At 29.7% G+C, this 14,129-nt stretch carries 14 protein-coding genes; 11 read left to right on the top strand and 3 right to left on the bottom strand.

Annotated elements, in window-relative coordinates; all coding sequences use genetic code 4:
• The first annotated feature begins 27 nt into the window (after positions 1 to 27).
• The 5 genes from infB (at position 28) to SCHRY_RS03990 (ending at position 4,834) form a co-directional block, all read left to right on the top strand.
• Positions 28 to 1,899 carry a translation initiation factor IF-2 gene (gene infB / locus SCHRY_RS04010; RefSeq protein WP_016339183.1) on the top strand — a complete coding sequence of 624 codons (1,872 nt, stop codon included), beginning with the start codon at positions 28 to 30 and terminating at the stop codon, positions 1,897 to 1,899.
• A 126-nt stretch (positions 1,900 to 2,025) separates the two neighbouring features.
• Entirely contained in the window at positions 2,026 to 2,340 is a 315-nt protein-coding gene (locus tag SCHRY_RS04005) for a PadR family transcriptional regulator (protein ID WP_016339182.1), read from the top strand.
• Positions 2,341 to 2,386: 46 nt separating this feature from the next.
• A complete protein-coding gene (locus SCHRY_RS04000) occupies positions 2,387 to 3,124 on the top strand; it encodes an ABC transporter ATP-binding protein (RefSeq protein ID WP_016339181.1) in 738 nt (245 codons plus the stop codon).
• Complete coding sequence (locus SCHRY_RS03995; protein ID WP_016339180.1) at positions 3,117 to 3,995, top strand: ABC transporter permease; 879 nt, start codon at positions 3,117 to 3,119, stop codon at positions 3,993 to 3,995. The genes SCHRY_RS04000 and SCHRY_RS03995 overlap by 8 nt, the downstream gene beginning before the upstream one ends.
• Positions 3,983 to 4,834: an ABC transporter permease gene (locus SCHRY_RS03990; protein ID WP_016339179.1), complete on the top strand. Its 852-nt coding sequence runs from the start codon at positions 3,983 to 3,985 to the stop codon at positions 4,832 to 4,834. The genes SCHRY_RS03995 and SCHRY_RS03990 overlap by 13 nt, the downstream gene beginning before the upstream one ends.
• Positions 4,835 to 4,844: 10 nt before the next feature.
• Here the strand turns inward: SCHRY_RS03990 and SCHRY_RS05350 are convergent, their stop codons facing one another.
• Positions 4,845 to 5,276, bottom strand: a complete 432-nt coding sequence (locus SCHRY_RS05350; protein ID WP_236607985.1) for an IS3 family transposase — start codon at positions 5,274 to 5,276, stop codon at positions 4,845 to 4,847.
• Positions 5,277 to 5,480: 204 nt separating this feature from the next.
• Positions 5,481 to 6,323, bottom strand: a complete 843-nt coding sequence (locus SCHRY_RS03980; protein ID WP_016339178.1) for a MurR/RpiR family transcriptional regulator — start codon at positions 6,321 to 6,323, stop codon at positions 5,481 to 5,483.
• 227 nt (positions 6,324 to 6,550) lie between these two features.
• Here SCHRY_RS03980 and SCHRY_RS03975 point away from each other — a divergent pair, with 227 nt between their 5' ends.
• Entirely contained in the window at positions 6,551 to 6,796 is a 246-nt protein-coding gene (locus SCHRY_RS03975) for a hypothetical protein (RefSeq protein ID WP_016339177.1), read from the top strand.
• A 45-nt stretch (positions 6,797 to 6,841) separates the two neighbouring features.
• The gene (locus SCHRY_RS03970) at positions 6,842 to 8,941 is read left to right on the top strand and encodes a PTS transporter subunit EIIC (protein ID WP_016339176.1); all 2,100 of its coding nucleotides are present in this window, start codon (positions 6,842 to 6,844) and stop codon (positions 8,939 to 8,941) included.
• A gap of 43 nt (positions 8,942 to 8,984) precedes the next feature.
• Here SCHRY_RS03970 and SCHRY_RS03965 read toward each other — a convergent pair whose 3' ends face one another.
• On the bottom strand, positions 8,985 to 10,160 hold the full coding sequence (locus SCHRY_RS03965; protein ID WP_016338826.1) for an IS3 family transposase: 1,176 nt from the start codon (positions 10,158 to 10,160) through the stop codon (positions 8,985 to 8,987).
• Between the two features lie 214 nt (positions 10,161 to 10,374).
• Between SCHRY_RS03965 and rlmN the strand changes: the two genes are divergently transcribed.
• The 4 genes from rlmN to rsgA all read left to right on the top strand — a co-directional run bounded on the left by rlmN (position 10,375) and on the right by rsgA (position 14,127).
• On the top strand, positions 10,375 to 11,412 hold the full coding sequence (gene rlmN, locus SCHRY_RS03960) for a 23S rRNA (adenine(2503)-C(2))-methyltransferase RlmN (protein WP_016339175.1): 1,038 nt from the start codon (positions 10,375 to 10,377) through the stop codon (positions 11,410 to 11,412).
• The gene (locus tag SCHRY_RS03955; RefSeq protein WP_016339174.1) at positions 11,412 to 12,173 is read left to right on the top strand and encodes a PP2C family protein-serine/threonine phosphatase; all 762 of its coding nucleotides are present in this window, start codon (positions 11,412 to 11,414) and stop codon (positions 12,171 to 12,173) included. Before rlmN ends, SCHRY_RS03955 begins: the two co-directional genes overlap by 1 nt.
• A 63-nt stretch (positions 12,174 to 12,236) precedes the next feature.
• Entirely contained in the window at positions 12,237 to 13,241 is a 1,005-nt protein-coding gene (locus SCHRY_RS03950) for a serine/threonine-protein kinase (RefSeq protein WP_016339173.1), read from the top strand.
• A gap of 1 nt (position 13,242) precedes the next feature.
• Positions 13,243 to 14,127 (top strand): ribosome small subunit-dependent GTPase A, encoded by an 885-nt coding sequence (gene rsgA / locus SCHRY_RS03945; protein ID WP_016339172.1) that lies wholly within the window; start codon positions 13,243 to 13,245, stop codon positions 14,125 to 14,127.
• Positions 14,128 to 14,129: the final 2 nt, after the last annotated feature.

The following is a 14,129-nucleotide window of genomic DNA, read 5'->3' as shown; positions in this document are numbered from 1 at the left end:
AAAATATTAAGAGAAGGGGGTAATGGAATGAATAATAGAAATAATCAAAAAAATACTAGTAATCAAAAAAATAAGAAAATGCAAGCAAAAAACCAACGAAACCGAATTCAATCACAATTAAAAGTGGTAGAGGCTCACGTTAACGAGGGGGTTTTTGTTTATTCAGAAGCACTAACAATTGCTGATTTTGCTAAAAAAATTAATAAACCGGTTAGTGAAATTATTAAGTATTTTTTTATGAAAGGTATTATGCTCAACCAAAATACTTATCTTTCAGAAGAACAACTAGGGGAATTATGTTTAGAATTAGGGTTAGATTTTAAAAAAGAAAAATCAGTAACCCATGAAAATTTATTAGAAACTTTTGATATTAATGATCCTGCTGAAACATTAACAAAACGCCCACCAATTGTAACAATTATGGGCCATGTTGACCATGGTAAAACAACGTTATTAGATACAATTCGTAATTCAGATGTTGTTAGTGGTGAACACGGGGGAATTACCCAACATATTGGTGCTTATCAAATTAAAACAAAAAATAATGAGTTTATTACTTTTGTTGATACACCAGGACATGAGGCCTTTACCCAAATGCGTGCCCGTGGAAGTGCTGTAACTGATATTGTTATTTTAGTTGTGGCAGCTGATGATGGGGTAATGCCCCAAACCAAAGAAGCAATCGACCATGCCAAAGCGGCAGGCGTACCAATTATTGTCTTTATTAACAAAATGGATAAACCAGGGGCAAATCCTGATAATGTCATGATGCAGTTAGCACAAGAAGAATTAACAGCTGAAGAATGAGGGGGTTCTGTCCCTTATGTTAAAGGAAGTGCCAAACAGCGCCAAGGAATTGATGAATTATTAGATACAATTTTATTAATTGCTGATATTAGTGAACTTAAAGCAAATCCTAATCGTTTTGCGTTAGGGACAGTAATTGAATCGCATTTAGATAAAGGATTAGGACCAGTTGCTACACTATTAGTGCAATCAGGAACATTAAATATGAAAGATGCCTTAGTTGTTGGATATTGTTTTGGTTATGTGCGTGATTTAACCGATGAATCTGGGAAAAAAATTAAAAGTGCGGGGCCTTCTCAACCAGTGATGATTCATGGTTTAAGTGAAGTTCCGAATGCCGGTGATAAGTTTATGGTTTTCCAAGATGAAAAACTAGCCCGTGAGGTAGCTTCAAAACGAAAAACAACCGATACAATTAATAAACGTTTTAAAAATCAAGCTTTTTCATTGGAACGATTATCAGAACAAATTAAAGATGGACAATTAAAACAAATTAATATTATTTTAAAAGCAGATACGCAAGGAACAGTTGAGGCTGTAAAATCAAGTTTAATGAAAATTAACATCTCGGGGGTACGAATCAATATTATTCGCGCAACAGTGGGAGGAATTTCAGAAAGTGATGTCACATTAGGATTAGCGAGTCATGCCTTTATTATTGGATTTAATGTTCGACCAACCGCTCATGTTCGGAAAAAAGCAGAAGATGAAGGAGTTGAAATTCGTTTACATACAATTATTTATAAAGTAACGGAAGAAATTGAAGCTGCTGCCAAGGGAATGCTTGATCCAGAAGTTGTTGAAGAAGTGACTGGGCAAGCTGAAGTTCGCCAAACATTCCGCCACTCAGACATTGGGACAATTGCTGGTTGTCACGTGATTGATGGGGTTATTCCCCGTAAATCAAAAGTTCATATTTTACGTGATGGTGTTATTGTTTATCAAGGGGAGATTGCCTCATTAAAACATGGTAAAGATGATTTAAAAGAAGCCAAAAACGGGATGGATTGTGGGATTTTAATTAAAAATTATAATGATATTAAAGAAAATGATATTATTGAAGCCTATACGCAAAAAGAAGTGGCACAATAATTACTAATTAGGTTTTTCTATTTATAAAAACCTTTTTATTTTGTAAAAAAATGATTTCAGTAGTTGACTTTATGTACTAGTCTTGATAATATGCTATTGAAAATAATTAAAGGAATGGAGATAGTAATGGATGTTCAGTTAAAAAAGGGTGTTATTGAGCTGGTTATTCTAAAAATGCTTAATAAACAAGATATGTATGGCTATGAAATTAATAACCAAATAAATACCCGTCTTGAAATCAATAAATCAACCGTTTATGCTATTTTGCAAAAGTTAATTATTAATAATTATTGTGAGATTTTTATTGGTGAATTATCCGATGGTCCGATTCGAAAATATTATCGGTTAACCGAAAAGGGTAGAGCCTATTTAGAGAACCTTGAAGGGGAATGAAAAAAATTTATGCATAAAGTTCAAGATTTATTGAAATGTGATTATTAGACAGCATCTTTAATTATTTAAAAGTTAAATTGAAAGGGAAAAAGTTATGAGCGAAGTGATTTTGGATATTAAAAATATCTCAAAAAAATATAAGAATAAGTATGCTTTAAAAGATATAAATTTACAAATTAATGCCGGGGAAAGAATTGGATTAATTGGAGCCAATGGTAGTGGTAAATCGACTTTAAGTGAAATTATTGCCGGAATTCGTAAACCAACTAGTGGAGAAGTTATTAAAAAAGATGATTTAGTCATCGGAATTCAATTTCAAGACTCAAAATATCCCTCTGGGATTTCTTCATTAGATATGATCAAATATTATTGTGATACTTTTGATATTAAATATTCTAAAGAAGAAATCATGGCGTTATTAAAAACATATCAATTAGATTCATTTGCGAAAAAAAATATTTCAGGATTATCAGGGGGCCAGCAACAAAGATTAAATATTTTATTATCAGTTATTCACCGTCCTGATTTGGTAATTTTAGATGAAGTTTCAACAGGGTTAGATATTGAAGTAAAAGAAACTATTTTTGAATTTTTAGAAGCAAATATTGTTAAAAAAAATCGAGCAATGTTACTTGTTTCACATAATATGGAAGAAATTCAACGTTTTTGTGAACGAATAGTTTATCTTCATGATGGTGAAATCAAGGATGAAACAACTGTCAAAAAAGCTATTGCGGAATATGGTAGTGTTTTTAATTATACAAAAGCAAAATTTGATTACTATAAAAAAGGAATCAAACCAACTCCAGTAGGAGGAAAAAATAATGAATAATACTGAAATTAAAAAAGAGAGGGTTGTTGGAAAACGATTAGGCAAACAATTACATTTGCAATTACAAAAATCAGGTCCATTAGCTATAATTGTTGTTAAATATTATTTGAAAAATATTGAGAATGTCTTTTTTACTTTATTATTTCCAGTTATTTTATTATTTTTAGAAGGCTTTGCTTATAAAGCATTAGCAGCAGCAACACCTGGAATGAGTGAAAGAGAAATTATTGCTTCGTTAGTTAATGCAATGGTGATTATGGAAGTATTAGGAATTGGTTTATCCTTTTTACCCCCAGCCATTATTGATTTTAAAAATTCCGTTTTAATTAAGCGAATTGGGGCAACCGATTTAAGACCAGGTTTTTACATTTTAGTTAATGTCTTAATTACCTTTGTGATGGTTATTATTGCCATTTTTTGAACACTATTATTAGCTGGTTTAATGTTTGCATGAGTTAAAGACAGTAAAACCGGTGAACAATTTGGTTGATCAATTGCTTTTAATAATCATACACCGTTAATGATGGTCTTTTATCTGTTAACTTTCTTTATTGCCACAACAATAGGGTTAACTTTTGCTGCCATTTTTAAAACAATGCCTGGTTTACAGGCGTCAGTAACAATTTTAAGTAATCTATCATCATTTTTATTAGGGATCTTTATTCCAATTATCTTGTTAGATCAAATTGAAGTCCTAAAAATTCTTCGGTGATTAATTCCGTTTAAATATTCAATGACCCCAGGGATTGAACTATGATTAACCGGAAAAATTACGATTAACTGAGAATTCTATGTTAATATTTTTGTTTCCTTAGGATTAATTGGTTTATTTGGGACATTAGCGGGGGTGTTAACAAAATGACAACAATAAAACAAAATGTCAATATGATGACAGAAAATAAGAAAAAGGTAAAAACTCCTAACTTTAACGTTAAAATCTTACCACTTTTTAAATTAACTTTTAAAATGGTCTTTTTGGGAGGACCAGGAATATTATATGTAACAATTATGCCATTTTGTTTACTATTACTAGAGGGCTTAGTGTATATTAATTTACCTAATGTCTCACAAGCAGAAACATTTGGGAAATTACAACAAATTATTGGAGCAATGGCTTTAATGCCTGCCATTTCAGTTGGAGTCTTTGTTGTTCCCTTTACTTTAATTGAAATTAAAGATTCCGTTTTATTTAAACGGATTGGGGCCACAAGTGTTAAACCATATATGTTTATCTTTACTGTAATATCAGCTTCAGTTGTAATGACGACAATTGGTCTTTTTTGAACCTTTTTATGTGGGGGATTATTCTATGGTTGAAGTTATGGCTGAGAAGTTGCTTTTCCCCAATCATTTGGAATCTCACTATTATTTATGCTGATAGTTTTGATTTTATCAAGTGCAATTGGATTATTATTAGCTAGTTTCTTTACTAGCCGTGCCGTATTGGGAGCCTTTTCAGGGTTATTATTTACGCCCTCATTGTTCTTCACTGGAGCTTTAATTCCAATTGATTATATCTTAGCAGCCCCAGAGTTGAAATATTTGGTTTATATTTCACCATATTGGTACTGTGCTAAACCATTTTTAGATATTTTTACAACGGGTAATATTGTTATGACAACACAAAATATTATTAATCTTGCCGTTTCATGCAGTTTAATTGTCGTATGTATTGGTTTAACAACTTATCGTTGAAGATGAAGTGAATAAAAAAGATGCGCTATGTGAATATGTCAAGAAAAATAGACAATAAAAAAGTTACTTGAGGGAATGATTTTCTGTATTGAACAGGACTCATTCCTTTTAATTTGGCTTGAGACTTAAAATTGTTGTAAAAATAGATATATTTAGGTAAATTTTCAATAATTCATTTGGCTGTTCATTTTTTTCTTTTTATATGATATAAAAATTCTGTTTTCATATTACCAAATCATGATTCTGTATGGGCATTATCATAAGAGTTTCCACGTCTAGCCATTGAGATCTTAATCCCAAGATAATTGCATAATTTTTCATAATCAGAATTTGTATAATAAAAACCTTGATCGGATTGTAGAACTCAAGTTGATGGTTTTCCAGCTTTTACTCAAAAATTAATTATGTTTTTAAAAACAAATTCTTTTTCTAAATTATTACTGATTTGATAGTTCAAAATTTCAAAAGTTGAGTTTGGAATTTAAAATTTTTAATTGTTTTTGCTCAACCATTTTCTTTACAATATTTTAAAATATTAAGTTTTTCGTTCTTTGTAAATCATTTTGTTCCCATAATAAAAGAATACCTTTCAATAAAATTATGACACATAACTAACTTTTTATGTGTCTATTTTATTTTAGGTATTTAAGAAGCATCTTTTTTATTTTTTATCAATATTATTTCATTGCTCAGTTAGATCATTAGCCGCAATAATTTTATCATTTAAGCGCGGATTAATTTTTAAAATACTGTTAAAAATAATATCTGCAACTAACATTTGGACTATTTTGGATGATACCGCCGGAAAACGTTGTTTGTCTTCACTGTGAATTTCAAAAGAAATAAAATGTTTAAATGAATATAGTTGTTTTAAGTCTCGATTAGATGTAATGATTGCCATTACTAGATTTAATTTTTCCGCTAGGGCAATAACATTTTGTACTTCTTTTGTTCGCCCTGAACGGGAGAAAATAATTAATAAATCATCGGGGGTAATATTTTGAATCATAACCATTAAGGCATGAATATCCTCGGTACTAAAACTAGTGTAACCAATTAAATTTAAATTACTATTTAATACGCGACACGCTAAATAACTGCTACCAATTCCAAAGATAAAAATTCGTTTTTTAATAATCAAGTCATTAATTAAACCATCTAAAGCATTTAAATCAATGTTATCAACTGTTTCATGAATACTATAAGAATAATAAACCCTCATATTGTTTGCAATACTTTTTAAATTTAAACTATCATTTGTTTCATAATTTTGGTTTAAAAAATGGGCACGATTATAAATATGCATTTGTAACTTTTTAATATTTTGAAAACCAAGGTGTTTTGCTAGCCGAGTAATTGTTGATTCCGAAACATAATATTCTTTTGCTAGTTCTGTAATTGTTCTACTGATAAAAAACTCCGGATTTTCAATAATCTTGTTAACAACAGATAATTCTGCATCAGTTAAATTATCCACCTTAAAATTTAGTAATCTATTTGCCATAATTTTCCCTTCTCTAAGTTCGTTGATTTTTGAAAATAATTTTCAAAAAGGTCATATTTATTTTATAATATATTTGAAAAATAGCAATTTCTAGGAAATAATTTGTTAAAATTTTTTTTTTAATCAGGGGAACTTTTTTATAAATTTTTTAGGTTTATAATAAATCTATTAAATGATTAGTAAAATATTAATTATTTATCAAAATGACAGAGAGGGATATTAAAAATATGAAAGCTGAAACATTGACTTATTTATTGGTGTTTTTATTTTCGGTTGTAGTAGCAACGATTCTATTGTTATTGTGATTATTTTTGCGAAAAAAACTAGCTCAAAGCAATCAGTATTATCAAAAATCAAATTTAAGTCTTGATTTATGAACATATATTAAGAGAAATATTTTGATTTATGCTGCTTTTTTCTTTTATGTAATTGCCGTAACAGGATTAATTCTTTTGATATCCTCGCTAAATTAATAACTTTTACTAAAATTTTAAAAAGAGTTAGAAAGGAAAATAACAATGAAAAATACAACTGGCGCTATTAAAAAAGCGAAGCCTTTTATTTCACGCAGGTGATGAAAAAGTTCAAACCAAAAAACAATGGCAACATTGAGTAAATTAAGTAAAGCTTTTTTATTACCAATTGCCTTGTTACCAATTGCCGGAATTTTTCTTGGCGTTGGCGCGACAATTACTTCAAAAGTTGATGCAAATACTGGAATCTGATTTTTTGGTAATTTCCTAAACAAAATGGGTGATATCGCCTTTGGGAATTTACCAGTATTATTCTGTATTTCCGTGGCGATGGCTTATACCGAAGATGCTGGGGTTGCGGCCTTGACATCAGTGGTTGGATTCTTAGTTTTTAATGCCATTCAAATGTCACTATTAAGTGGAGCATTTTCTCATATTCAATACACTGTTGATATTAATGGCATTGCTAACCCAATTACAGGGCTAACAGTTAATGGTGATTCATTAGCCAATCCTGTTTTAATGGATGCAAATGCCTTATTGGAATGGATGAAACATAGTCCAATTTATTCAGAATTAGTTAAAGGTGATAATGTTGAAATTGTCATTAAAGGATCATCAGTAATTAATGATTCATATAATCTATTATTTTATACTGGTGATGTTTGAGCTGTTAAAGGAACACTATTGACAAGTAATTTAGGGGTTAATTCACTAAATACTGGAGTCTTTGCTGGAATTTTTGTTGGGGCGATTGCTGCTTTTGCATATAATCGTTTTCACAAAACACAACTTCCATCCGCAATTAGTTTCTTTAGTGGAACTAAATTAGTACCAATTATTACTTTTATTGCTGTAATCCCATTGGCATTCATTTTTATGATGTTATGACCATTAATTGGAACCGGATTAGCATGATTTGGAAATAACTCAGGAAAATTACCAGGAGGATTAGATTCATTAATTTTTGAAGTTTTTGAACGATCACTAGTTCCTTTTGGTCTTCACCATGTGTTTTACTCACCATTATGATGAACACAAGCGGGGGGGTCAATGCCTGACTTAATTCAAAATGTTTTAACTAATCCATTACAATACATTGATTTCTTAAAAGACTTACAAAATGCTGGGTTTATTGATTCAAACATAGATTTATCATCAATTACTGACCCAGGGTTAGTACAACCTTATATTGCGGCTTGAGTATCAAAATTAAATGCCGAAACAATTTCAGCTGTTGGGGACCAAACAATTATGTATAAAGTCCTAGCTGATGATAATATTACTTTCACAATGGTTCAACATATGGGATTAAACTTAGGTCGTTTCCAATCAGGAAAATTCCCGTTCATGATGTTTGGCTTACCAGCTGCCGCCGTGGCAATGTGATATAGTGTGCCAAAACAAAATCGTAAACAAGTAATGGGGATTTACTTCTCAGCAGCCTTTACATGTTTCTTGACAGGAATTACTGAACCAATTGAATTTACTTTCTTATTTGTTGCCCCTTGATTATTCTATGGGGTTCATATGCCATTATGTGCCATTTCATTTATGTTAATGGGCTTACTACATGTTCATACAACAATGACAGTATCAGGAGGAACAATTGACTTTATTGTTTTTGGAGTAGTACCGTTTATTGGAAATAAAGGAACTAATTTCTATTGAATCCTTGTTGTCGGAGCAGCTTATGCCCCAATTTACTTCTTTGCCTTCTTCTTTGCGATTAAATATGGAAAAATTAAATTGCCAGGTCGTGATGAAGGAGATATGAAATTATATTCAAAAGCTGATTTTAAAGCAAAAGGAGTGCAAACTCCTAACAATGATGATTTAACAACCGTTCGTGCTAGTGCTGATGAACAGAAGCGAGAAAAAGCTCGTAAAATTATTGAATTCTTAGGAGGACCGGATAACATTAAAGCGGTTGACTCATGTGCTTCACGGCTAAGAGTTACAGTTAGTGATAACAGCCTTGTTAATGCTGATGGTATTAAATCCTTAGGAGGATGTAATGGTGTCTTAATTCGGGGCGAATCAGTTCAATGTGTTTATGGGGGAGAGCAAGAAGTTCTAAAACCATATATGCGTGAATTACTACAAGAAATGCGGGTTAATAATCCAAATTTAAAAACAAAATAAGGAAAAAAGATTAATAAATGAATATGTCAAGAAAAATAGACAATTAAAAAGTTACTTGAAGGGATGATTTTCTGTATTGAACAGGACTCATTCCTTTTAATTTGGCTTGTGGTCTAAAATTATTGTAAAAATAGATATATTTAGGTAGATTTTCAATAATTCATTTGGCTGTTCGTTTTTTTCTTTTTATATGATATAAAAATTCAGTTTTCATAGTACCAAATCATGATTCTGTATGGGCATTATCATAAGAGTTTCCACGTCTGGACATTGAAATCGTAATTCCAAGATAATTGCATAATTTTTCATAATCAGAATTTGTATAATGAAAACCTTGATCTGATTGTAGAACTCAAGTTGATGGCTTTCCAGCTTTTACTCAAGAATTAATTATGTTTTTAAAGACAAATTCTTTTTCTAAATTATTACTGATTTGGTAGTCCAAAATTTCATTAGTATGAAAGTCTTTTACTATTGATAAAAAATAGGTTTTGTCGCTTGTTAATAAATATGTTATGTCTGTTCCTATTTTTTGATTAATATCTGTGGTTGAAAAATCTTGATTCATGATATTTTCATGTCTTTTGTTACCAGAAGATAATTTATAATTAAATTTTTTTATTCTAATAATTGATTTTAAATTCATATTTTTCATATATCTATAGACAATATGAGGTTTTAAATTTCAATTATATAGTTTATTAATAATTAGTGTTAACATATTATATCCATAAATTTTCTTAAAAGTTAGAAATAACGTTTTAACTATTTTTGCAATTGTATTATTCCATTTATTAAAAAGTTTCATTCCAGCATTAAATCATTTATAATAACCAGCTCTAGAAACATTTAAAATTTTGCATAAATATTTAATCTTGTATTTTTTCTTTAAGGACCAAATCGTTTGAAATTTCTTCTTTTTCGATTTGGGCAAGGACTTTTTTACATCTTGAATCATTTCAATATACTCAATTAATTCTTTTTTTGTCATTAATTCAAAATTAAGATTTTTTGGACGCCCTGGTCGACGAATTCCTTTAGATTGTAGACCATTTCCTGGTTCTAACGCTTTTTCTCCACTAATTTTAACTGCCTTTTTTCAACGAGATAAAGTTGGTGTTGAAATTTCAAATTTTTTAATTGTTTTTGCTCAACCATTTTCTTTGTAATATTTTAAAATATTAAGTTTTTCGTTTTTTGTAAATCATTTTGTTCCCATAATAAAAGAATACCTTTCAATAAAATTATGACACATAAGTAACTTTTTATGTGTCTATTTTATTTTAGGTATTCAAAATGTTAATCTTTTTCTTTTTTTTTACAAAGAGATAAAACCCTATTTTTAGTCATCATTTGATGAAAAATGTAATTGAAACAAATAGATAATGCCTTTTTATGATAAAATAAATAAAGTTAGGTGAGGTAGAAAAAATATGCAATCATTCTTTGATTTTACAAAAGAAAAGTTACAAATTAGTTTAGTGGAAAACGGTTTTAAGCGATATTTAGCTGATCAGTTATTTGACTGAGTTTATGTTAAAAACATTTTATCATTTGATGAGATGACAAACATTTCGAAAGGGGACCGTGAAAAATTAAAAGAATTTTATACCTTATCAGAATTAGAAATTGTTATTGAACAAGAATCAAAAGATGGAACGGTTAAATTTTTATTTGTATTAAAAGATGGTTTAAAAATTGAAACAGTTTTAATGCGCCAAAATTATGGTAATTCAGTTTGTGTAACAACCCAAGTTGGTTGTAATATGGCATGTACTTTTTGTGCATCAGGATTATTAAAAAAAACCCGTAATTTATCAACGGGAGAAATTGTGGCTCAAGTTATGATGGTTAATCGTTATTTACAGAAAGCCGAAGAACGTGTAAGCCACATTGTTGTGATGGGAATTGGTGAACCATTTGATAATTTTGAAAATGTGATTGACTTTGTAAAAGTAATTAATGATCCAAAAGGGTACCAAATTGGGGCTCGTCACATTACGATTTCAACTTGTGGGTTGGTACCAAAAATTAAGCAATTTGCGGATTTAAACTTACAAGTAAACTTAGCAATTTCATTACATGCTCCAAATAATACCATCCGTAATCAATTAATGCCAATTAATAAAGTATATCCATTGGAAAAATTAAGGGATGCAATTAATTACTATTTAGAAAAGACAAACCGTCGAATCACTTTTGAATATATTTTAATTAATAATGTTAATGATAGTCGGGAAAATGCTGTTGAATTAGCAAAATTAATTCGTGGAATAAATGCTTATGTTAATTTAATCCCATATAATGCTGTTACAGAAAATGATTATCAACGTAGTACAAGAATTGAAGAGTTCTTTACAACATTACAAAATAACCGCATTAATTGTATTGTTCGTCGTGAGTTTGGTCATGATATTGATGCTGCCTGTGGGCAATTACGTGCAAAAAATGAAGGAGTATTAAAAAAATAATGATAAATGTACGTTTTGGTTTTAAAACAAATATTGGGGCATATCGCAGTAGTAACCAAGATAATTTTGATTTTGCCACAAACAATTATAATAATCATTTGGCAATTGTCTGTGATGGTATGGGTGGTCACCAACATGGTGAAGTTGCCAGTAAAATAGCTGTTGAAGAAATGGTTCATTATTTTCACAATGTTAATTTTGATGCGATGTCAGATGAAGAAATCAACCAATGATTTCGTAATACAATTCTTGTGATTCAAAATGAGATGATTAATTATGCAAAAATTCATCCTGATACAAGTGATATGGGAACAACGGTTGTTGCTGCCTTAATTGCTAATCAAAAAGTTTATATTATTAATATTGGTGATTCTCGCTTGTATAAATTACATCATCATAAGATTTATCAAATTACAACAGACCAAAATATGGAAAATTCAGTTGAATATCGTGAACGCCAAGAACTAGAATTTCAAGGACAGTATAAAAAACAATATAATGTTCATACTTTTTGGAAAGTTTTAACAAGTGCCTTAGGGCCGACTAAAACATTAAAAATTGATACATACGTTATTGAAGATATTGCGGGAACATATTTATTAACAACAGACGGGATTCATGATTATGTTGATGACACTGATTTAGTTGATGTTTTATCTTCTTCAAATAAATTAAATGATAAAGTTAAAATTTTAATTGATCGTGCTCTAGAAAACTTATCAACTGATAACTTAACGGGGTTAATTTTTGAAATTGATTAAATCTTTGCTAATTTATTAAATTATAATGCTATGATATTGTTAAGGATATAACAGGGTGAAATAATGGGAAAAATAACAAGTGGTACGATTTTATATGAACGTTATCAAATAATTGATAAAATTGCTGACGGAGGAATGGCCGAAGTTTTCGAGGGCTATGATTTAATTTTAAAACGTTATGTGGCAATTAAAATGATGTCAGTTAGTTTATCAAAAAATAAAGAAGCTGTTGATCGTTTTAATAAAGAATATAATTCAATTGCCCAATTTTCTCATCCAAATGTTGTTAAAGTTTATGGAACTTTTGAAGCATTTGATCGCCAGTGTATTGTTTTAGAACTAGTACGGGGATATACGTTAAAAGATCGTTTGTTAACTTTAGGGCCATGTACAAATAAGGAACTAATTTATTTTTTTGATGCCATAAATCAAGCAATTATTGAAGCCCATAAAAATGACATTATTCACCGTGATATCAAACCAGAAAATATCCTAATTTCATATGATGGCAAAATTAAAGTTGCTGATTTTGGGGTTGCTATTTTAGAAAATAGTGAAGATAGTGAAAATGGTAAAATAATTGGGACAGCAAAATATATGGCCCCAGAAATTGTCCAATCTCGTCCAGCAACAAAAAAAAGTGACTTATATGCTTTAGGTATTATGTTATATGAATTAGCAGTTGGGGTAACTCCTTTTGTCGGTAAAAATCCAACATTAGTAGCTGTTAAGCATGTAAAAGAATTACCATTAGCACCAAAATTAATTAATAATAAAATTAATCAAGTGTTAGAAAATATTATTCTAAAAGCGATTGCGAAGGACCCTAGTGAACGGTTTGAAACAGTTGCTGAGTTTAATAGTGCATTAAAAGTAATTGATAGCCAGGACCATCAACATGATAAACCAATTAAATTAAAAAACTGGGTAACAATCAAAAATCATCGTAGTAAATTACAAGATCGTTATTTATCATTGCCAGTTTATTTTAGTAAAACATGAGTATTTTTAATTTTAGCGTTACTTTTATTGGCAATTAGTGTTTTATTAGTTGGAGTTTTTGTTTAAGATGGAAAAAACAGGTTTAATTGTTTCAGTGATTAGTGAGTTTTGCTATGTAAAAGAAGCTAATAACAATGTTATTTATGAATGTAAAAGTAAAGGTTTATTTCGCCATCATAATCAGCGTCCGCTTGTTGGTGATCATGTTGATTTTATTGTTCAAAATAATGAACAAGGGACAATTACAAAAATTCACCCTCGTAAAAACGAATTATATCGTCCAAAAATTGCCAATATAGATCAAACTGTGATAATTACATCTTTACAGAGCCCTAATTTTAGTAGTTATCTATTAAATAAGTTTTTAGCAATTATTGAATATAAGGGAATTACGCCAATTATTGTGTTTACAAAAAATGATTTACTTGCCCAAGATGATGATTTACATCATAAGTATTTAAAATGATATCCACAAATGGGCTATCAAACTTTTATTTTAAGTAATAATGTTCCTTCACCATCAGAATGAGATGCTTTTAAAGCGACCTTAATTAATAAGATTTCTGTTTTTACTGGTCAAACTGGGAGTGGTAAATCAACAACAATTAATACGTTACTTGAACAAAATTTAATTAAGACCCAAGAAATTTCTAAGGCATTAGGTCGTGGAAAACATACGACAACAAATAATAAAATGTATGAGATTAGCAATGGGATTGTGATTGATACCCCAGGTTTTTCATCCTTTGATTTACGGGAATTTACACCAGAACAATTAGCGATTTCGTATCATCTTTTTACCGAAAATAGCCGTTTTTGTAAATTTCGTCATTGTTTGCATCTAAATGAACCCCATTGTAAAATAAAAGAGTTAGTAACAACTGAAATAATTCCAACATTTTTTTACAATGATTATTGTAAAATTATGAGTGAATTAACAGAAAGGAAATAAAT

Source organism: Spiroplasma chrysopicola DF-1 (genome assembly GCF_000400935.1).
Classification (GTDB): Bacteria; Bacillota_I; Bacilli_A; order Mycoplasmatales; family Mycoplasmataceae; genus Spiroplasma; species Spiroplasma chrysopicola.
This window is presented reverse-complemented; position numbering and strand designations above follow the sequence as displayed.